We start from the raw sequence: 19,181 nt of genomic DNA, 5'->3' as shown, positions 1-19,181 counted from the left end.
AGTCATCCATTGGGTCGGATCGTCGAACGGCATAGTTCGGCCGACGGATGACATCGCCGGCCGGGCGGCCGCCGCGATGCGCAGGGCAAACCGTTGCAATCCGGCAGCCGGTTCCCACATGAGGTCCCGTCCCTGCAGCAAAAGCTCTGGTCGCGGCTGCTTGCGCTTTGCGAACAAATCTGGAACACGTCACCTCCATGAGTCTCTCCCACATCACGGTGCGCGGTGCGCGCGAGCACAACCTCAAGGGCTTCGACATCGAGCTTCCGCGCGAGAAGCTGATCGTCATCACCGGGCTTTCCGGCTCGGGGAAATCCAGCCTCGCTTTCGACACCATCTATGCCGAGGGGCAGCGCCGCTATGTCGAGAGCCTCTCGGCCTATGCGCGCCAGTTCCTGGAGATGATGCAGAAGCCGGATGTCGAGCATATCGACGGCCTCAGCCCCGCCATCTCGATCGAGCAGAAGACCACCAGCCGCAACCCGCGCTCCACGGTGGCGACGGTGACCGAGATCTGGGATTACATGCGCCTGCTCTGGGCGCGCGTGGGCATTCCCTATTCGCCCGCCACCGGCCTGCCGATCGAGGCGCAGACCGTCTCCAACATGGTCGACCGGGTGATGGAACTGCCCGAAGGCACCCGCGCCTACCTGCTCGCCCCGGTCGTGCGCGGCCGCAAGGGCGAGTATCGCAAGGAATTGGCGGAGTGGCAGAAGGCCGGCTACACCCGCGTGCGCATCGACGGCGAACTCTACGCGATCGAGGACGCCCCCGCGCTCGACAAGAAGTACAAGCACGACATCGAAGTCGTGGTGGACCGCATCGCCGTGAAGGACGGCATCCAGACCCGCCTTGCCGACAGCTTCGAACAGGCGCTGAAGCTGGCCGAAGGGCTGGCCTATATCGACCTTGCCGACGGCGTGGTTCCGGGCCGCGAGGACGAGGGGAAGGGCAGCAAGAAGACGCTCAAGGGCGCGGGCCTGCCCGCCAACCGCATCGTCTTCTCCGAGAAGTTCGCCTGCCCGGTCAGCGGCTTCACCATCGAGGAGATCGAGCCACGCCTGTTCTCGTTCAACGCGCCGCAGGGTGCGTGCCCGGCCTGTGATGGCCTGGGCGAGAAGCTACTGTTCGACCCGCAACTGGTGGTGCCGAACGAGCATCTCAGCCTCAAGCAGGGCGCCATCGTGCCCTGGGCCAAGTCCAACCCGCCTTCGCCTTACTATATGCAGGTGCTCTCCAGCCTGGCCGCGCACTTCGGGTTCGACCTCACCACGCCGTGGGACGCGCTCTCGCCCGAGGTGAAGATCGTCATTCTCTACGGCACCGCGGGTAAGGCCGTGCCGCTCACCTTCAAGGACGGGCGCAAGGAATACACCGTCAACAAGCCGTTCGAGGGCGTGATCGGCAACCTCAACCGCCGCATGATCCAGACCGACAGCGCCTGGATGCGCGAGGAACTGTCCAAGTTCCAGACCGCGCAGCCCTGCGAGACCTGCGAGGGCAAGCGCCTCAAGCCCGAGGCGCTTTCGGTCAAGATCGCCGGCAGCGACATCGCCGATGCCGCGCGCCTCTCCGTGTCGGACGGCTTCGCGTGGTTCGGGGAGCTTGAGGGCAAGCTCACCAGCCAGCAGCAGCAGATCGCCAAGGCCATCCTCAAGGAAATCAACGAGCGGCTGGGCTTCCTCAACAACGTCGGGCTCGATTACCTCAACCTCGACCGTACTTCCGGCACCTTGTCGGGCGGCGAGAGCCAGCGCATCCGCTTGGCCAGCCAGATCGGCTCGGGCCTTTCGGGCGTGCTCTACGTGCTCGATGAACCCTCGATCGGCCTCCACCAGCGCGACAACGACATGCTGCTGGAAACGCTGAAGCGCCTGCGCGACCTGGGCAATACCGTGATCGTCGTCGAGCATGACGAGGACGCCATTCGCACCGCCGACCATATCGTCGACCTCGGCCCCGGCGCCGGTGTCCACGGCGGCGAAGTCGTGGCCGAAGGCACGCTGAAGCAAGTGCTCAAGAGCAAGAACAGCCTCACCGCCGCCTACCTCAACGGCACCCGTAAGATCGAGGTGCCGACCGAGCGCCGCAAGGGCAACGGCAAGAAGATCGTGGTCGAGAACGCCCGCGCCAACAACTTGCGGAACGTCACGGCGGCGTTCCCGCTCGGCACGTTCTGCTGCGTCACCGGCGTCTCCGGTTCGGGAAAAAGCTCGCTCACCATCGATACCCTGCAGGCCGGCGCCTCGCGTCAGCTCAACGGCGCGCGCGTGGTGGCGGGCGCGCACGACCGCATCACCGGCCTCGAAAACTGCGACAAGGTCATCGAGATCGACCAGTCCCCGATCGGCCGCACCCCGCGCTCCAACCCCGCCACTTATACCGGCGCCTTCACCCAGATCCGCGACTGGTTCGCGGGCCTGCCGGAATCCCAGGCGCGCGGCTACAAGGCCGGGCGCTTCAGCTTCAACGTCAAGGGCGGCCGCTGCGAGGCGTGCCAGGGCGACGGCCTCATCAAGATCGAGATGCACTTCCTGCCCGACGTCTACGTCACCTGCGAGGAATGCCACGGCAAGCGCTACAACCGTGAAACGCTGGAAGTGAAGTTCAAGGGCCACTCCATCGCCGACGTGCTCGACATGACGATCGAGGACGCCGAAGAGTTCTTCAAGGCCGTGCCCCCCATCCGCGACAAGATGCACATGCTGAACGAAGTCGGGCTCGGTTACGTCAAGGTCGGCCAGCAGGCCACCACGCTCTCGGGCGGCGAGGCGCAGCGCGTCAAGCTCGCCAAGGAACTCGCCCGCCGCTCCACCGGGCAGACGCTCTACATCCTCGACGAGCCCACCACCGGCCTCCATTTCGAGGACGTGCGCAAGCTCCTCGAAGTGCTCCACCGCCTGGTCGAGCAGGGCAATTCGGTGGTGGTGATTGAGCACAACCTCGACGTCATCAAGACCGCCGACTGGATCATCGACATGGGCCCCGAAGGCGGCGTCCGCGGCGGCCAGGTCATCGCCGAAGGCACGCCGGAGGATATCGTCAAGGTGAAGGCATCCTTCACCGGGCACTATCTGAAGCCGCTGCTTTCCAGCTGGGCGAAGTAGCGGTGACAGGCTGGCGCGCGCAGTTCGAGGACGCCTTGCGCGTTCTCGCGCGTGTCAGCATGGCCATGGACGATGCGGGGCATCGCCCACCGATCCTCGTCGGCGGTGCGGCGGTGGAAATCTAAACCCAGGGCCAGATCGCCACTGGCGATTTCGACCTGATCTGCGGCCGGCAGGATTTGCTGGAGGAGCAGTTAGCCCGCTTCGGCTTCGAGCGCCCGTCCGGCCCCGGAAAAAGCACGCGCGGCTGGATACATCGGGAACTGGGTATGGGGTTCGAGGTCGTATCCGACACCCTGCTCGGAGGGCTCGCGGATCGCGCCATGGTGCGTGTGCTCGAACTCGGCGATGACGGCGCTGTTGCCATCATCGCGCCCGAGGATATCATTGCTGACCGCATGGGCCAGTACGCGTCAGGCAGTGCGCCGGAAATGCTGGGGCAGGCCCGCGCGCTCTATGCGCTTTGCGAGGGTCTGGACTTGGCCTATATGGAACGACGGATTTCAGAGGAAACGGCAGGCAGTCATGGCCTTCAAGACCTTGCAAACGAAGCGTGAGCCGCTGACGCTGGAAACGCTGGCGCGGAGCATCGCCCGGCGTCGTGAAGGGGCGCCTGAAATCCGAATACCCCGTAACGACGGTACGCRGCGTACTCCGTCGAAGCAGGCTCTTCTCGATGAAATCGCAAATACGGACGCCAACTGGTAACTGGCGTGGATGATGGTGATCGAGCACAACCTCGACGTCATCAAAACTGCCGACTGTATCATCGACATGGCCCCGAAGGCCGCGTCCGCCAGGTGATCGCCGAAGGCACGCCGGAGGATATCGTCAAAGTAAAGGCTTCCTTCACCGGGCACTATCTGAAGCCGCTGCTTTCCAACTGGGCGAAGTAGGCGGGCCGTTAGTCGTTGAACCGCCGGTAAACCTGTCGTCCCGGACTTGATCCGGGACCGCTGGCCTGTCGATCTGACAATTCAGGCAAACCTTAGTTCAGTATCCGTTGCTAATCCGGGACGGAAGCTAGCGTGCTGAAGCTCGGGATTCTTTCTCAAATCAATCATTGCTGGGCAGCTTTGAAGCAACCTCCTTGCAAAGCTTTCTTGAAAGCTCGCCAAAGATTTGGTCGGCGCCCCATGCTTGAGCAGCTGAAAAGGCCATTTGCCGTTTTTCGAGTGCGCATAGTGGTCTCGGGGCTTTGTAGCCAATATCATGATGAGCTTCTGACCAAGCGTGTTGGAATAGTGTCTTAATCTGAAGTTCAAAGAACTGAGGGAACTCGTCATTGTCGTCCGGCGTAATGTCGTCGGGAACGTATAGAATAAAATGCTCGCCAAAATAACCAAACTCGTTTGAGTTATTGGGCTCTTTAGTTTGAAGTTCAATTGGTGTGAGATAATCAAGGATAATTTTTTTAACATATTCTACATCAGATAAATAGAAGACGGTTATCCTTGCTCCTATTTGATCTTGAATCTCGTTCAATGGGTCGTCGTACTTTTTTGCACCAAATTCATCGACTTTTTCAGCCTTTTTTAAGAATCGATCTATCGATTTTGCTCGCGCTGCCACACGATCAATACGAGGTGCGTTTTCAAGTAATTCCGACAAATGTTTTTCAAGTCTGTGGCTGGTAATTACTAGGTCTTCATATCGACCCGAGTAAGTTGTTTTTATGCAAGTCATTGCCGTTGCATGCGCTGATCGACAACACTTCCGGTCGTGTATATTTCCACGGTGCCATTACCTTTGGGGCGTTCGCCGAAAAGATCAGAAAACTGATCGCTAGGCGCAGTTAATAATGCGCCTGTGTTCATTTCCATGGTCCGATAAGGAACTCGCGTCTTGAATTCTGCTGTATCGAATTGGAAGTTTTTCGAGGCGAGCGCTGGTTTTGTTAGTTTAGAAGTTATTGAGTCTTGCGCATCTTTGCTTAGGTTAAAATATTGACAGAATCCCGCAATTGACACCATTTTTCCGGAAAAAATCGCAGGGGCCAATGAAATTGCAGATGCGATCTCACCTTTTACTGACAAAGAAGGGTTGCCCTTGACTGCGGACTTTAGTGCATCGGCCAAGCGCTTTGTTCCAGCCTTTGATGTTTCTGCGAAATCTGCATCTAAAAAGTCATAAAGCCAATAGGAAGAGATTTTTTCTGCTGAATTCCCAGCCTGCCGGTCTGTGGCGAAGCCTTTCCAATAGCCGCTTAGGGGTGACACGTCTTCAAGTAAAAGCGCTTTGTAAGACGTCATTTTTTTGATGAAAACCCTTTCTAGGTACTCAACTCCCAAGCCGCTTCCATTTACTTCTGCAAGGATGCCTTCATTTGCAGGGAAACGAGAGACTACCAATCTCTTTTTAGTTCCATGTTGGCCGTCCATTATAAATAGCAATCCGATGCCAGGGCGGTTATCAGTTACTTTTTGTAGGCGCGATGCGATTGCGAGGCCGTTTGGAATACTCGGGGCGTTTGAATGTGTGATCATCAAATCCCGACACGCATTCTGCTGCAAACCGTTAGGGCCAGGGTTAAAAGATACCTCAAAGTCCTTGGCGCTTGGGGTCGCCGAAAAGATGCTGGATAGCATCTCGTACAACTTGCCGCTGCCTGCAATCTGCTCGCCAACAATGGCCGTTGGCGCGATACCTTTGCCCGGATGCACGAGATATGCGTGGATGTTTGGACTGCTCATATCTCGAATAACTGACTAAGAAATCGGAAGTAAGCAAGCCGGAAGGTGACACGTTTCCTGTTGCGGCTTCCGGTAGCTTTCCTACACACCCAGACATGCGATAAATGACTCGGTTCATCCCGGCGCGGTCGTGCCGGGGCTTTGGCTCCAATTCCGGGGGTGAACCATGTCCGACCCATCGAACTTTTCCTATCCCACTTCCGCCGGGCGGGGGTGGATACCGGCGTCTCGGGATATCGGGTTGCCGGGGGAGTCTTTTCCGCGCCTCCGGTGTGAGGGTGAGGGCGATCCCGGCGCGTGGCCGAATGATGACGCCCCGTTCGAGGCTCTCGAGGAGCGCGCGGCGGATCGGCGGGGCGCGGCGGATACATTCGGGGAGCGCGAGGGCGATGGCCCTCGTACTTGTCCTTCTTCTACCGGCTCCCCTTCAAGGCACTCCGCCTCGGCGACAGGCTCCGACAATGGGTGGACGCCCGCGCGGAAGGTGCGGTTTCTCGATCATCTCTCCGAGAAGGGCGACGTGCGGGCGGCGGCGGCGCGGGTGGGGATGTCGCGGCAGTCGGCTTACGTGTTGCGGCGGCGGGACCGGGTCTTCGGGCAGGGGTGGGAGGCGGCGCTGGTGCTGGCGCGGCGGCATGTCGAGGAAGTGCTGGCGACGCGGGCGCTCGATGGCGTCGAGGAGCCGGTGTTCTATCACGGCGAGCAGGTGGCGGTGCGGCGGCGGTTCGATACGCGGCTGCTCCTGGCGCATATGGCGCGGCTCGACCGGGCGGCGGGGGCGGATGTCTCGGGCGAGGGGGTGGAGGATCTCGCCGGGCGGTTCGACGAGGTGCTGGCGCTGCTGGCGGGCGAGGCTCCGGAGGCGGACATGGTCTGCTCGGCCGATGCGGGTTCGCGGGCTCTGGCGGCGACGCGGCCGGCGTCGCGTCCCGATCCGGTCCTGCCGGTGGCGCGCGCGGTCTATGTCGATCGCATGGCCGAGCCTTATGCCGAGGCGGCTTACGAGGCGTGGCTGGGTGCGGTGGCGGCGGGCGAGGCCGGGCCGGAGGACGAGCCGGACGAGGGTTTGGGCGTCTGGCGGTCGCTGGCGGGGGCCGCTTGGGATGTCTGGCAGGACCGGGCTTTCGCGGCGGTCGATGCGGTGTGCGGCGTCTCGGGCGGCGAGGGCGAGCGCGACGGCGAGGGCGAGCGCGACGGCGAGAGCGGCGGCGGGCAGGAGGGGCCGCTTGAGTTCAAGTCGCTGGACGGAAGGTCGGGGACGGGGCCGGGGGAAGGGGGTGCGTTTTCGGTCTCTGGACCGTGTCAACCGTGTCAACCTCGGGCCGATACGGGGGGCCTGGGTGCGGGGGCGGCGAAGAATGTTCGGCTCGTCCGGGAACCCGGCAGGCGGTACGATGTTATTGTGAGTGAAGGCCGGCGCGGTGCTTCCCCACCCCCTCCGTTACCGCGTCGGCCTACCCTTTTTCAGAGCGCCTGCGCTTCTTCGGAGCATTGGCCGGCGGTACGGGCCGGGCGGGATCAGTCGTTGTCGGAGCCGTCGGAAAGAACGGCCAGCTCGACTTTGCCGGAACCCATGCGCGCGATGCCGATTTCCTTGGCGGCGGCCTCGGAGAGGTCGATCACGCGGTTGGAATGGAACGGGCCGCGGTCGTTGATGCGGACCATCACGGAGTCGCCGGTCATGGCGTTAGTGACGCGCACTTGCGTGCCGAAGGGCAGCGAGGGGTGTGCGGCGGTCAGTTCGTCCGGGTTGAAGCGCTCGCCGCTGGCGGTGCGGGCTCCCCGAAGCGAGTGGCCGTAGAAGCTAGCGGTGCCGCCGCGAATATCCTCGAATTCCTGCGTATCCTGCTCAAGCGACTGCGGAAGCGCGGCGACGGGAGCGGGCATGGCGGGGGCGGGGATGACGGCGGCAGAAGCCGGGGCCTCGACCACCTTTGCGGGCGCCAGCTTCGACTCGGCAACCGCCGAGGAGGCCGGAGCTACCAGCATGGCAGCGGTGGCAAGAGCAAAGCCGATCCGAGCAATTCGGTGGGCTTTATGCGGTTGGTTGTGCTTCCCCGTCATGCGGAGGAGTCCTACAGGCAGTTCGTCGCCAAGGGGACCCATGCAAAAGCGGCCCGTCGCTCTTTCGCAACGGGCCGCCCTATGTCGTTAACGCATTGAAAGGATTCGGAAGGCCGAATCCCGGGTCTTACCTGGCGTCGCGCTGGGCCAGGAGACGGAGTCGCAGGGCGTTCAGCTTGATGAAACCGGCGGCGTCCTTCTGGTCGTAGGCACCGGCATCGTCCTCGAACGTGACGTGGCGTTCGGAGTAGAGCGAGTCCGGCGACTTGCGGCCGACGACCGAGGCATTGCCCTTGTAGAGCTTGAGGCGAACGGTGCCGTTCACGCGCAGCTGCGAGTGATCGATGGCGGCCTGGAGCATCTCGCGCTCGGGAGCGAACCAGAAGCCGTTGTAGATAAGCTCTGCGTACTTCGGCATCAGCTCGTCCTTGAGGTGCGCGGCGCCGCGGTCGAGCGTGATCTGCTCGATGCCGCGATGGGCGCGGGCGTAGATCTCGCCGCCCGGCGTCTCATACATCCCGCGCGACTTCATGCCGACGAAGCGGTTTTCGACGAGGTCGAGGCGGCCGATGCCGTGCTTGCGGCCGAGTTCGTTGAGCGCAGTGAGGAGCGAGGCGGGGGACATCGCAACGCCGTTGAGAGCGACGCCGTCACCCTTCTCGAAGTCGATGGTGATGTATTCCGGCGCGTCCGGCGCGTCTTCCGGGTTGACGGTGCGCGAGTAGACGTAGTCCGGGGTCTCTTCCCACGGATCTTCCAGGACTTTGCCTTCGGACGAAGTGTGGAGGAGGTTCGCGTCGGTGGAGAAGGGGCTTTCGCCGCGCTTGTCCTTGGGGACGGGGATCTGGTGCTGCTCGGCCCAGGCGATGAGGGCGGTGCGGCTGGTCAGGTCCCACTCGCGCCAAGGGGCGATGACCTTGATGTTCGGGTCGAGGGCATAGGCCGAGAGTTCGAAGCGGACCTGGTCGTTGCCCTTGCCGGTCGCACCATGCGCAACCGCATCGGCGCCGGTCGCGTGTGCGATCTCGATGAGGCGCTTGGAGATCAGCGGGCGGGCGATCGAGGTGCCAAGGAGATAATCGCCTTCGTAACGGGCATTGGCGCGCATCATCGGGAAGACGAAGTCGCGCACGAATTCCTCGCGCAGGTCGTCGATGTAGATGTTTTCGTCAGGCAGGCCCATCAGCTTGGCCTTGGCGCGCGCGGGTTCGAGTTCCTCGCCCTGGCCCAGGTCCGCCGTGAAGGTCACGACTTCGCAATTGTAGGTTACCTGAAGCCACTTCAGGATGACGCTGGTGTCGAGGCCGCCGGAGTAGGCGAGGACGACCTTCTTGATGCTGTCGGACATGGGCGCGGGCTCCGCAGAAAGGGCAGTGGATTCGGGACGCGCGCCTATCAGCACGCGCCCCTCTGCGCAATGAAGGAAAGGCCCGGGGCTATCCGGCGAGCAGTGCGGTTTCGTTCGCGGCGATGTAGTCCCGCGTGAGCGGCAGGGCGAGACGGCTGCGCGAATACTGGATCTGGTAATTGCACATGCCGCCGCTTTCAAAGGCCGCGGTGGCGCCCGCCAGGTAGAAGATCCACATCCGGTAGAAGCGCTCGTCCATCAGATTGACGATGGCTTCCTTGTTGGCGACGCAGCGCTTGTACCATTCGCGCAGGGTCAGCGCGTAATGCAGGCGCAGGTTCTCGACATCGGTGGCGATCAGGCGGAACTTCTCGCTGGCTGCCACGGTCTCGCTGAGCGCGGGGATGTAGCCGCCGGGGAAGATATACTTGCGCGTGAAGGCATCGGTCGCACCCGGGCCGCCCATGCGGCCGATGGTGTGCAGCAGCATGACGCCGTCGTCGGTGAGGAGGTTGCCGACGGCCTTGAAGAACTGGCTGAACTGCGCCTGCCCGACATGCTCGAACATGCCGACCGAGACGATCCGGTCGAACTTGGCGCCGCGCGCGGCCAGATCGCGGTAGTCGACGAGTTCGAAAGTGACCTTGTCCGCCACGCCGGCCTGTTCGGCACGTTCGCGGGCGAGGGCAAGCTGTTCCTCACTGAGGGTAATGCCAAGTACCGAGACACCGGCGTGCTTTGCGAGGTAGATCGCCATCCCGCCCCAGCCGCAGCCGATGTCGAGCACCCGCTGGCCGGGTTCGAGCGCGAGCTTGGCGGCGATATGCGCCAGCTTCGCCGTCTGTGCCTGTTCGAGCGTGATGCCGGGTTCCGGCCAGTAGGCGCAGGAATACTGCATGTGCTCGATGTCGAGGAACAGGTTATAGAGATCGTTGCCGATGTCGTAGTGGTGAGCGATGTTCTTCTTGGCGCTCGCGGCCTTGTTGATGCCGTCGACCAGCGTGACGACTTTGCCCTTCAGCTTCTTGAACGGCGTATGTTCGTGCAGTTCGCCGCCCTTGTCCCACTTCGCATTGGCGCGGATCAGTTCGACCATCTCCATGATGTCGCCCTGCTCGATGACGAGCTGGCCATCCATGAAGGCTTCCGCTGCGCCAAGGCGGGGATCGGTGAGGATGCGCCGTTCGCCCTTCGCGTCGGTGAAGCGGATGCGGACTTCGGGAAAGCCGGGGGTGGACGTGCCGAAGCGTTTGACGCTGCCATCGGGGCGGACGACCTCCAGGACACCCTTGCGGACGCCGCGCTGGAGGAAGTGATCAAGAATTCCCATTGCCATCAACCATTTGTGAAGGGCGCTCAGGCCCGGTGCAAGAGGGTTTCGCGTGCGATCTGCGCAAGCGAGGACGAGTCAGGTTCACGTCCGCCAGGTGTCTTTCACTGGCGGGCGAGGAAGAGGACATCGCGCGGCTGCGCGAGAAGGTGCTGGCCGGAATCGACATAGAGCGTCTCGCCGCTTTCCAGCCAGCCATCCGACAGGAACAGGGCCGCGGAAGCGACGTCCTCGGCCGTGGTCTTGCGGCCGAGCAGGTTCATGCGGTGCGAGACTTCGGCTTCGGCTTCGGTCTGGTCGTGGCTGGCGAGTATGGCGCCCGGCGCCAGGCCGTAGATCCTGTCCTCGGCCTGCGGGCGCGCCATCGACAGCATCGGGATCGTGGCGGCGAGCGCGTGCTTGCTCATCGTGTAGGAGAAGAAGTCCGGGTTCGGGTTGAGCAGCTTCTGGTCGGTGACGTGGATGACCCGCCGGCCGCCGGCGGCGCGCGCGCTGGCAAGGAAGGTCTGAGCCAGCCGGGCCGGCGTTCCCGCGTTCACGCGCATGGCCTTGTCGAAAGTCGCGGGATCCAGCGCCTGCGCCGTGTCGAGGTCGAACATTCCCGCGCAATTGACCAAAACGCGCCAGTCGGGAAAGCGGCTGGCGAGGTCCCGGATCATCGCAGGACCGGCGTCCCAGTCGTCCAGTTCGCAGCTGACCACTTCGGCGGAGGGCAATTGCGCGGCGAGCGCTTCGGCCTGGGCGCGCGAGTGGCCGTAGTGGATGACGACATGCCAGCCGGCCGCTCCGAACCTGCGGGCGATCGCGGCGCCGATTCGCTTGGCGCCGCCCGTTACCAGCATGGTCGGCCGCTCGCTCAACGAAGGGCCGCCGTCGTGACAGGTTGACACGGTTTACACGGTTCAGGCGAAGTTCCTGCGGGCCCCTCGACGGTCGGTCCGGTGCGGAGAAAGGCAGGACGGCAAGGGGGGGGCAGGCAGGCGATCATCGGCGTGCATAGGAGCACAGACTGGGCCTGTAGGAAAGGCTTGTGAGCGGTTCTGTACGTATCCGCTCTCCAAGACCCTTCAGCCCGCCAGCGAGGGAACCGGGGCGGCGGCGCGGCCGGGGGTGCGCTGCGGCGCCGCAATGCCCGTCACGGCTTGAAGGCGCAGGGCGAAATCCGCCTCGTAGAACCGGCATAGAAAGTCGAGTTGCCTCGCCGTGGGCCGTTCGCCCGTTTCGCCGCTGCGGTTCCACTCGGGCAGAGAGTCCAGTTCCTCGCGCCCCAACCGCCGACCGATTTCGCCGATCCGCTCATAGGGGATCAGCCGGTCCACCGCCGGACGGCCCCTGGCGTCGAGAAGATACCAGCTTTGGGACGGAAGACGTGATCGACATCGAAAGGAGACCGTGCCGATGCGAGGTGTTCGATGGCATCGTCGATGCTGCGGAAGCTGCCGTAGCGGCCGCGGAACGGCTCGGAGATCGTGCGGTGGCGCGTCCCTCCCGCGCGGGCATAGCGGAAGGCGGACAGGAAGCGATCGACCGGATCGCGGACAAGCGCGAAGCTCGGCAGGGCCAGCAGATCGGGCGCGACCCTGGCGTAGTAGAGTGCGGAGCAATGCTTCATCTGGGCGCCGTAGAGGCGGTCGCAGATCGAAGTGCCGGCGTTCTTGGGAACGTGGATGAACAGGAGGCGGCTGGCGCGGATACGGTCGATCCGGCGGCGGCGTTTCCCGTCGATCCAGGGGCGTAGTCCGTGGCGGCAAAGCCGTTCGGGAACGTCGCTGACCAGCTTTACGCCAAAGGCCGATGCGACGATGCGGTTGACGCCGGTGGTACCGGTAGTCCGTTCAAGCTCTGGTGCCATGTGGCGGGGGCTTAGGGCCTTGCCGTCGCCCTGCGATTTCGAAATATTTCAGTCGTGGCACCCGTGCGACGCGCCGTCCGGAGGGGCGGCGCGTCGTGGTTTTTCAGGGATTAACGCCCTATCAGCGGCAGCGGGGGCGCGAGTTGTTACGGTCGATCTGACGGCCGAGCAGAGCGCCGCCGGCAGCGCCGAGCACGGTACCGGTGGCGCGATCGCCGCGGGTGTCGATGGCGCGACCGGCCAGGGCGCCGGCAACGCCGCCGATCAGCAGGCCGGTGGTGCCGTTCGACTTCTTGCAGCGATAGCGGCCATCGTTACCGCGCCAGTAGCGGACACCGTTGTCGGTGCGGTGATAGCGCGGGCCGTGATCGCGGGCCACGGCCACTTCGGTGACGGCGAAAGTGGCGGGAATGGTGAGAGCGGCCAGGGCGGCGGCTGCGATGGCTTTACGCATCTGAAATCCTTCTTTGTTGAATGTCTTGTACGACCGGCGTCCCGAATTCCATTGCGCGCCAGAACCTGCGATGAACATTATTGCACGCAGCGAGATACGCGCCGAAGCGAAGGCCGCGCGCGACGAACGGCTTAGGTACTGGTCAAGCCATTTCTCTCTCGCGGCCGGGCATGGAAAAAGTTAACCAACGTCGGCGCCAAATCAGCAAACTGTTAACTATCATGGTCTAACAAAGTTGCGGGGTTCAACGGGTTTGGGGTTTCGTTTTCATGAAGAGCCAGGGCTTGCGCAATGTCGCTGCCGGGACCGGCCTGTCAGTGGCTGCGACGTCGCTGCTGCTGCAGGTCGTGGCTCTGGTGCCTGGTTTCGCCATGCCGGTGCAACTCGTCGTGCTGGGGGTGATGGTGGCGCTTGCCGTGTCCGCGCCGGTCTGCATCGTGCTCTTGCGCCAGCAGGCCCGGATCTCCGCGCTTCATGACGAACTGGCCCAGGCCTTCAAGCGGCTGGAGCGCACGGCGCGGGTGGACGGGATGACCGGCCTTACCAACCGCGACGTGTTCATCGAGATGACCCGCGACGCCATGGCGGACCGCGATGGCTGGCTGATCGTGGCGGACGTCGACCATTTCAAACAGATCAACGACGGGTTCGGCCACGGCGTGGGAGACCGCGTGCTGGTGGCGATCGGCGATGCCATCCAGTCCAACTTGCGCGCCGGCGATCTGTGCGGACGGCTTGGCGGAGAGGAATTCGGCCTGTTCCTGCAGGCCCGCAACGGCCGCGAGGCCCATGCCGCGGCAGAGCGCCTGCGCCGCACCGTGGCGGACTTGGCCGTCTCGACGTTCGCGGGCGGCAAAGCCGTGCCCACGCTCAGTCTTGGCGTTTCGGCCACGCATGGGCTGTCTCTGCCGGAAGTCATGCGGCGGGCGGACGAGGCGCTGTACGATGCCAAGAGGCAGGGTCGCAACTGCACCGTTTCGGCGCCGGAACCGGCCATCGAGAACCATCTGAGGCTGGTCTCCATACAGGGCTGACAGCCGCTGGAACCGTAAATGAAAAAGGCGCGCCGTCCGCAGGGACGGCGCGCCTTTTCGCGAGAGGGCGGAGCGCGTCAGCTCAACGGCACTTCACGTCGCCCTTGTCGATCTGGCGACCGAGCAGGCCGCCGGCGACGCCGCCGATGATCGTGCCAAGCGTCTGGTCGCCATTGCCGGCAATCTCATGGCCAGCCAGCGCGCCGGCGCCAGCGCCGATGATCAGGCCGGTCGTGCCATTGTCGCGCTTGCAGTAGTAACGGCCATCGCGGCCGCGCCAGGCGCGATCGTTGCGGCTCATGCGATGCGGTTCGCGGTAGCGGCCGCGCGAATCGTAGCGATCGCGGTCGTTCCGGCCGCGATTGTCATAACGGCCGTCGTGGCGGTCGCGGCTGTCATGACGATCGTCGTTGCGCCACATCTGGGCCGCCACGGGGGTGGCCATGGGCAGCACCAGGGCGGCCATGGTCAGCGCCATCAGGGTCTTCTTCATCGGGGTTTCCTTCCTGGAAATGCAATTCTGTAACGGCATAACGATCCGAATGGACCCTTGCTCCAAAACCCTGAATGAACCACCGGAAAAACCCTGAGAGCCGTTTCGGGCCACTTGTCGCTACAGAGCTGCAGGATTAGCGCCAAGTGGCCGGAAACAAGAAGGAAACGAAAGATGCAACTCGATCTGGTCGACGTTTTCGCGGCCGGTCCGCTCACGGGAAATCCGCTGGCGGTCGTGCATGGCGGCGAGGGGCTGGAAGCGGCGGACATGCTGCGGATCACGCGCTGGCTGGGCTTTTCGGAAACGACCTTCCTGTTGCCGCCCACCGATCCCGGCGCGGACTACCGGGTACGGATCTTCTACCCGGCCGGGGAACTGCCTTTTGCAGGCCATCCGACCCTGGGAACCGCCCATGCCTGGCTCGCGGCCGGCGGGGTGCCGAAGCAGGCCGGCAGGATCGTACAGGAATGCGGGATCGGCCTTGTCGATGTGCGGCAGGAAAGCGGGATGCTGGCGTTCCGCGCGCCCCCGCTGCTGCGATCCGGCGCGCTGGACCCGGCGGATCTTGCCGAGACGATCCGGCTGTGCGGCGTGAACGAGCGAGACGTCGTCGCCGGCGTCCACGCCGCAAACGGGCCGGGCTGGAAGGTGCTGCACATGGCTTCGGACGATGCGGTGCTTGCCGCGGAGCCGGCAGCGCGCGCGCCGCTGCATACCGATGTCGCCTTGCTCGGTCCGCGTGCGGCGGATGGCGGGCCCCAGTGGGAACTGCGTGCTTTCTTCGCGGATGCGAGTGGCCGCCTTTGCGAGGATCCGGTGACCGGCAGCCTCAATGCGGCCGTGGCGCAATATCTCTTCGCAGGCGGTCTGGCGAACGGGGCCTATGTCGCGGCGCAAGGGCGCATGACCGGCGCGGACGGATATGTCCATTGCCGCCAGGACACCGACGGCGCGATCTGGATCGCGGGCAGGGTGGCCACGGTATCGGCAGGGGGAGCGATGCCGGGCCCGTTCTGAGGCTGCGTCGTCCCGGATCGGATCCGGGACGACGTTCGGTTCAGCCCGGTTTCTTGGGCAGGGCGACCTCGGCAGTGCCGGTGCACATGGTCTTGCCGTTCTGATTGGTCATCAGGTGCTTGACGTGAACGAGGTGGCGCCCTTCCGCGTCGACCGATTTTTCGGTGACTTCGGCCGTCTGGATCGTCACATCGCCGGTGAGAGCGGGGCCGCGGTAATTGGCGATGGAGTGGACGACCATGCCGTGTTCGCCCGCCCAGCCTGACAGGAAGTCCGTCACCCACGATCCCATCGAGGCGCCGTAGCCATAGCCGCGCGGCATGCCGATGCGGCGGGCATATTTGGGGAACAGGTGCCCGCGCGAGGGGCCGTAATAGGCGCCGTCGGTGAGGGCCGGGTTAATCAGCATCATGTCGGGGTCGTTCTCGTACCCGGCCATCTCGCGCGTGAAGCCCAGCGCTTCCAGATCGTTCTTGCGCAAGTTCATCGTCCCCCAGGTGTTGACGATATAGGCGCGCCATTCGGTGGCGAAGCTGGCGATCGAGTGCGGGCCGAAGACGCGTTCGGGAAGCTGGTCGCCCACGGCGACGTCATCCCACCAACGCTCCTTGTGGCCCAGCTCGTGGAGCATCTTCACCCACGCGAACTTTCGGTCCTCCAGCGCGGCGATGGCCTCGTCGGTCCATTCGGGTTCGTCGAATTCCTCGGTCTTCACCGAATCGCCGCCGGCATGGGCGAGATACCGGATCGCCGTGGAGCGCTGCCGGGCAATTTCCTCGCCCTTCTGGTTCGAATAGTTGTTGTCTCCCCGCTGGAAGCAGGTGGGACCGAAGCCGGTTTCCTTGACCTTGTAGTCGAAGGGAACGCGGGTGTTGGTCACCACGTCCCCGGCCTCGATGCGCGGTCCGTAGAACCACCATTCGTCGCCGCCGAACAGCAAGTGCGAATTGGGGATGCAGCCGACGCAGGCCGGAGCGGCGCCGTGGCCGTCGTCCGTGGCGATGGCGAAGCTCTGCGGCGCGACGAGGCGGCCCCAGCGGCTGGCTTCGAAGGTCGCGGGGTCGAAGTGCAGCAGGTTGGCATAGTGCATGGCATGGACCCAGCGCCGGATGTCGTTGTTGGCGACAGGCTCGCGCATGGGCGAGAAGTCCATGGTCTTGCCGAGGTACTGGTCGATGTCGGTGAAGTCGATCGTGCCCGTGGTGGTGGTCATCGCTTTGGAAGTCCTGAAAATGTGGCCCTGGGGGTATGATTGGGGAGGGTCAGGTGGTGCGCGTGCCGGTGGCGTCCTCGGCCTTGAACACCGGGATTTCCGTGGCGGCCTTCATCAGCACCAGCGGGAGTACCCGCTCGGTGGAGGTCTGGTAGGCGGCGTAGAAGGGGTGGCAGTCTACGAAGAAGTCCCAGACCTTCTGCCGTTCCGCGCCTTCCGGCTCTCGCCAGGTGCCCTTGAAGGCCTGGGTGGCGATCTGGAATTCGACGTCGGGGCTGTCGACCAGGTTGAGGTACCACTGCGGATGGGTATCCGCTCCGCCCTTGGAGCCGCAGATCACCACTTCACCGCCGATATCGGCGTAGCAGAGCGGGGTAATGAAGACCTTGCCGCTCTTGCGCCCGACATACTTGACCAGGCAATGCGTCGCGAAGGCGCGGCCGCCGACCGGGGTGATGTCCATGATGTGACCCTGCACGCCGCCTGACTGCAAATACATGTCGCGGTGCTCGGTTACCCAGTCACGCCGCACGGCACTGATTGCCGCTGCCGATTCGTCGCTCATGACGCGTGCCTCTCCTTGTTCGCGGCGCAGGATCGCGAAAGGCGCGGGCAGGGTCCAGCAGTGATGGGCCTGGGCGTGGAGGTATCACCGGGGCGTAGTGTGAGCGTCTGCCCGCCTCGCTGCGATCGGGCAGCGGGGCGGGCATCCGGCCCTCACGTCTTCAGGCGTTGACCTGCCGGATCATCGGCGCCTGGCTGCGCCAGGTGTCCATCCAGTCGAGCACGTCGTCATAGGGCATCGGCTTGCAGATGCCGTAGCCTTGCCCGGCATTGCAGCCGAGCGAGACCAGCAGTTCCTGCGTTTCCGGCGTCTCCACGCCCTCTGCCACCAGCGGAATGCCCAGGCTTTCGCAGAGCACCACCAGGCTGTTGACCAGCGACTGGTCGAAGCGGCTCTCGGTGAAGCGCGAGATGAACGAGCGGTCGATCTTGATTTCGCTGATCGCGAAGTCGCGCAAGTAGCCGAAGGAGGTGAAGCCGGCGCCGAAGTCATCGATGGAGAGCGGGATCTTGTGCTCGTGCAGTCGCTCGATCACCCGCTTGGCCTGCGAGGGGTTGGTGATGAGCGCGGTTTCGGTCAGCTCCAGCGTGACCCGCTCGGGCGCTATGCGGTGGCATTCGATCAGCTCGACCACGCTGTCCACGAAAGTCGGGCGCTCCAGCATTCGGGCCGAGACGTTGATGGCGATCGTGGCGCCGTCCACTTTGTCCTGGATGCGCGCAAACTGCGAGAGCACGGTGTCCAGGCACTGGTTGGTGAAAGTCTCCAGCAAGGGAGATTGCTCCACGGTGCGGATGAGCTGGTCTGCGGGAATATTGCCGCTGCGCGGATGGCGCCAGCGGACGAGTGCCTCGAAGCCCAGCACGCGCCCGTCGCGCAAGTCCACTTTCGGCTGCCAGTGCCATTCCAGAGCGTCGTGCGCGATGGCCTGGTCGATTTCCTCCAGCATGTCCTTGGGATCGAAGGCGGGAGACGCGGGCAGGTTTTCGCGGCTGGTGACGAGCTTGTCGATCCCGCGCTTGGCCGCATACATCGCATCGTCCGCTGCCGAGAGCAGGCCGGTGGGCGCATAGCCGCGCTGCGGGCACATGGCGATGCCGATCGAGGCGCCGACATGGAGAATGCGGTTTTCGTGGACGATCGGCTGCTCGATCACCCGGGCCAGCTTGCCGGCCAGCCCGGTTGCGGTGTCGTAGTCCGGCACGTCCTGCAGGAGCAGCGCGAATTCGTCGCCCCCGAGGCGCGCCACTGTGTCCACTTCGCGCAAGTGGCCGCGCAGGCGGCGGGCGATGGTGGTGAGCACCACGTCGCCGGCGGCATGGCCGAAGCTGTCGTTGATCTCCTTGAACCGGTCGAGGTCGATCATCATCACGGCGAAGGACGAACCGTTGCGGCGTGCACGGGCGCAAGCCTGACCGAGCCGGTCGAACAGCAGCGTGCGGTTGGGCAGGTCGGTCAGCGGATCGTGCAGGCTGCGATGGGTCAGTTCTTCCTCGGTGCGGCGCAAGTCCTGCCGATATTTGCGCCAGGCAATGCCTTCCTCCACCGAAGCGGCGACGCGTTCGGGCGAGAGCGCGCGCTTGGTGAGATATTCGGTCATGCCGGCCTTGATCGAATCCGCCGCCACTTGCTCATCGACATTGCCGGTTACGGCCACGATCGGGCAGTCCTGGTCCACTTCGGCGCGGATCGTCGGCACGAGGTCGCGACCGTCGCCGTCCGCGAGGCCGAAATCGAGGAAGACGATGTCCAGCGAGGGTTCGGCATGGCGGATGATCTGCAGGGCCTCCGCCTGCGAGCTGGCCTCTATCACGTTGATCGAACGGGGGCCGCGCTGAAGCATGCGGATCAGGCGTTCCCGGTCGACATCGTCGTCGTCCACCACGAGGGCCTGGATTTCGGTCTTGCCGTTGTGAAAATATTCCATCGTCGTCAGGTCCTTCGGGTTGGGTTGGGCGACCGTGAGGCTGGCTTGGGCTTTTTGCCCGCTGGGTTTTTCGGCTGGATC

General features: G+C 63.9%; 19 protein-coding genes. 6 read left to right on the top strand and 13 right to left on the bottom strand.

The features are described 5' to 3' along the window. Positions 1-197: 197 nt before the first annotated feature. The 4 genes from uvrA (at position 198) to AB4Z00_RS00875 (ending at position 4,003) form a co-directional block, all read left to right on the top strand. Positions 198-3,107: an excinuclease ABC subunit UvrA gene (uvrA, locus tag AB4Z00_RS00890; protein ID WP_442044467.1), complete on the top strand. Its 2,910-nt coding sequence runs from the start codon at positions 198-200 to the stop codon at positions 3,105-3,107. Between the two features lie 2 nt (positions 3,108-3,109). Then, positions 3,110-3,232, top strand: coding sequence for a hypothetical protein (locus AB4Z00_RS00885; RefSeq protein ID WP_442044465.1), 123 nt, complete (start codon positions 3,110-3,112; stop codon positions 3,230-3,232). Between the two features lie 54 nt (positions 3,233-3,286). After that, entirely contained in the window at positions 3,287-3,664 is a 378-nt protein-coding gene (locus AB4Z00_RS00880) for a hypothetical protein (protein ID WP_442044463.1), read from the top strand. Between the two features lie 156 nt (positions 3,665-3,820). Further along, positions 3,821-4,003 carry a hypothetical protein gene (locus AB4Z00_RS00875; RefSeq protein WP_442045072.1) on the top strand — a complete coding sequence of 61 codons (183 nt, stop codon included), beginning with the start codon at positions 3,821-3,823 and terminating at the stop codon, positions 4,001-4,003. A 160-nt stretch (positions 4,004-4,163) separates the two neighbouring features. Here AB4Z00_RS00875 and AB4Z00_RS00870 read toward each other — a convergent pair whose 3' ends face one another. The 9 genes from AB4Z00_RS00870 to AB4Z00_RS00830 all read right to left on the bottom strand — a co-directional run bounded on the left by AB4Z00_RS00870 (position 4,164) and on the right by AB4Z00_RS00830 (position 12,848). Then, complete coding sequence (locus tag AB4Z00_RS00870; RefSeq protein WP_442044461.1) at positions 4,164-4,793, bottom strand: GTP pyrophosphokinase; 630 nt, start codon at positions 4,791-4,793, stop codon at positions 4,164-4,166. Then, positions 4,790-5,800, bottom strand: a complete 1,011-nt coding sequence (locus AB4Z00_RS00865; protein ID WP_442044459.1) for a hypothetical protein — start codon at positions 5,798-5,800, stop codon at positions 4,790-4,792. The genes AB4Z00_RS00870 and AB4Z00_RS00865 overlap by 4 nt, the downstream gene beginning before the upstream one ends. Before the next feature lie 1,518 nt (positions 5,801-7,318). Continuing rightward, positions 7,319-7,864, bottom strand: a complete 546-nt coding sequence (locus AB4Z00_RS00860) for a septal ring lytic transglycosylase RlpA family protein (protein ID WP_442044457.1) — start codon at positions 7,862-7,864, stop codon at positions 7,319-7,321. A 127-nt stretch (positions 7,865-7,991) separates the two neighbouring features. Beyond that, positions 7,992-9,212 carry an argininosuccinate synthase gene (locus AB4Z00_RS00855; RefSeq protein WP_314463615.1) on the bottom strand — a complete coding sequence of 407 codons (1,221 nt, stop codon included), beginning with the start codon at positions 9,210-9,212 and terminating at the stop codon, positions 7,992-7,994. A gap of 88 nt (positions 9,213-9,300) precedes the next feature. After that, entirely contained in the window at positions 9,301-10,542 is a 1,242-nt protein-coding gene (locus AB4Z00_RS00850) for a class I SAM-dependent methyltransferase (protein WP_431568803.1), read from the bottom strand. A gap of 104 nt (positions 10,543-10,646) precedes the next feature. Then, entirely contained in the window at positions 10,647-11,384 is a 738-nt protein-coding gene (locus tag AB4Z00_RS00845) for an SDR family oxidoreductase (RefSeq protein WP_442045059.1), read from the bottom strand. Between the two features lie 225 nt (positions 11,385-11,609). Beyond that, positions 11,610-11,861, bottom strand: a complete 252-nt coding sequence (locus AB4Z00_RS00840) for a hypothetical protein (protein WP_442044454.1) — start codon at positions 11,859-11,861, stop codon at positions 11,610-11,612. Then, entirely contained in the window at positions 11,849-12,394 is a 546-nt protein-coding gene (locus AB4Z00_RS00835) for a hypothetical protein (RefSeq protein WP_442044452.1), read from the bottom strand. The genes AB4Z00_RS00840 and AB4Z00_RS00835 overlap by 13 nt, the downstream gene beginning before the upstream one ends. 121 nt (positions 12,395-12,515) lie before the next feature. Then, positions 12,516-12,848: a glycine zipper 2TM domain-containing protein gene (locus AB4Z00_RS00830; RefSeq protein WP_132261918.1), complete on the bottom strand. Its 333-nt coding sequence runs from the start codon at positions 12,846-12,848 to the stop codon at positions 12,516-12,518. A gap of 269 nt (positions 12,849-13,117) precedes the next feature. Here AB4Z00_RS00830 and AB4Z00_RS00825 point away from each other — a divergent pair, with 269 nt between their 5' ends. Beyond that, entirely contained in the window at positions 13,118-13,882 is a 765-nt protein-coding gene (locus tag AB4Z00_RS00825; protein WP_442044450.1) for a GGDEF domain-containing protein, read from the top strand. 82 nt (positions 13,883-13,964) lie between these two features. Here AB4Z00_RS00825 and AB4Z00_RS00820 read toward each other — a convergent pair whose 3' ends face one another. Then, complete coding sequence (locus tag AB4Z00_RS00820) at positions 13,965-14,375, bottom strand: glycine zipper 2TM domain-containing protein (protein ID WP_132261922.1); 411 nt, start codon at positions 14,373-14,375, stop codon at positions 13,965-13,967. A gap of 174 nt (positions 14,376-14,549) precedes the next feature. On the opposite strand from AB4Z00_RS00820, the gene AB4Z00_RS00815 reads away from it, so the two are divergent. Next, positions 14,550-15,395: a PhzF family phenazine biosynthesis protein gene (locus AB4Z00_RS00815; protein WP_314463607.1), complete on the top strand. Its 846-nt coding sequence runs from the start codon at positions 14,550-14,552 to the stop codon at positions 15,393-15,395. A 40-nt stretch (positions 15,396-15,435) separates the two neighbouring features. Here AB4Z00_RS00815 and AB4Z00_RS00810 read toward each other — a convergent pair whose 3' ends face one another. The 3 genes from AB4Z00_RS00810 to AB4Z00_RS00800 all read right to left on the bottom strand — a co-directional run bounded on the left by AB4Z00_RS00810 (position 15,436) and on the right by AB4Z00_RS00800 (position 19,100). Continuing rightward, positions 15,436-16,608, bottom strand: coding sequence for an FAS1-like dehydratase domain-containing protein (locus AB4Z00_RS00810; protein ID WP_442044447.1), 1,173 nt, complete (start codon positions 16,606-16,608; stop codon positions 15,436-15,438). A 49-nt stretch (positions 16,609-16,657) separates the two neighbouring features. Continuing rightward, entirely contained in the window at positions 16,658-17,173 is a 516-nt protein-coding gene (locus tag AB4Z00_RS00805) for a nitroreductase/quinone reductase family protein (protein ID WP_132261928.1), read from the bottom strand. A 160-nt stretch (positions 17,174-17,333) separates the two neighbouring features. After that, a complete protein-coding gene (locus tag AB4Z00_RS00800; RefSeq protein ID WP_132261930.1) occupies positions 17,334-19,100 on the bottom strand; it encodes a putative bifunctional diguanylate cyclase/phosphodiesterase in 1,767 nt (588 codons plus the stop codon). Positions 19,101-19,181: the final 81 nt, after the last annotated feature.

It is taken from the genome of Novosphingobium sp. YAF33, assembly GCF_052113265.1.
Taxonomy (GTDB): Bacteria; Pseudomonadota; Alphaproteobacteria; order Sphingomonadales; family Sphingomonadaceae; genus Novosphingobium.
The sequence above is the reverse complement of the archived record's forward strand: the minus strand, read 5'-3'. Positions and strand labels throughout refer to the sequence as shown.

Bases quoted from the DNA above. Each gene is read 5' to 3' on its own strand.
- uvrA (WP_442044467.1), top strand. From the start codon at position 198: ATGAGTCTCTCCCACATCACGGTGCGCGGTGCGCGCGAGCACAACCTC.
- AB4Z00_RS00870 (WP_442044461.1), bottom strand. From the start codon at position 4,793: ATGACTTGCATAAAAACAACTTACTCGGGTCGATATGAAGACCTAGTA.
- AB4Z00_RS00865 (WP_442044459.1), bottom strand. From the start codon at position 5,800: ATGAGCAGTCCAAACATCCACGCATATCTCGTGCATCCGGGCAAAGGT.
- AB4Z00_RS00860 (WP_442044457.1), bottom strand. From the start codon at position 7,864: ATGACGGGGAAGCACAACCAACCGCATAAAGCCCACCGAATTGCTCGG.
- AB4Z00_RS00855 (WP_314463615.1), bottom strand. From the start codon at position 9,212: ATGTCCGACAGCATCAAGAAGGTCGTCCTCGCCTACTCCGGCGGCCTC.
- AB4Z00_RS00850 (WP_431568803.1), bottom strand. From the start codon at position 10,542: ATGGGAATTCTTGATCACTTCCTCCAGCGCGGCGTCCGCAAGGGTGTC.
- AB4Z00_RS00845 (WP_442045059.1), bottom strand. From the start codon at position 11,384: ATGCTGGTAACGGGCGGCGCCAAGCGAATCGGCGCCGCGATCGCCCGC.
- AB4Z00_RS00835 (WP_442044452.1), bottom strand. From the start codon at position 12,394: ATGGCACCAGAGCTTGAACGGACTACCGGTACCACCGGCGTCAACCGC.
- AB4Z00_RS00830 (WP_132261918.1), bottom strand. From the start codon at position 12,848: ATGCGTAAAGCCATCGCAGCCGCCGCCCTGGCCGCTCTCACCATTCCC.
- AB4Z00_RS00825 (WP_442044450.1), top strand. From the start codon at position 13,118: ATGAAGAGCCAGGGCTTGCGCAATGTCGCTGCCGGGACCGGCCTGTCA.
- AB4Z00_RS00820 (WP_132261922.1), bottom strand. From the start codon at position 14,375: ATGAAGAAGACCCTGATGGCGCTGACCATGGCCGCCCTGGTGCTGCCC.
- AB4Z00_RS00815 (WP_314463607.1), top strand. From the start codon at position 14,550: ATGCAACTCGATCTGGTCGACGTTTTCGCGGCCGGTCCGCTCACGGGA.
- AB4Z00_RS00810 (WP_442044447.1), bottom strand. From the start codon at position 16,608: ATGACCACCACCACGGGCACGATCGACTTCACCGACATCGACCAGTAC.
- AB4Z00_RS00805 (WP_132261928.1), bottom strand. From the start codon at position 17,173: ATGAGCGACGAATCGGCAGCGGCAATCAGTGCCGTGCGGCGTGACTGG.
- AB4Z00_RS00800 (WP_132261930.1), bottom strand. From the start codon at position 19,100: ATGGAATATTTTCACAACGGCAAGACCGAAATCCAGGCCCTCGTGGTG.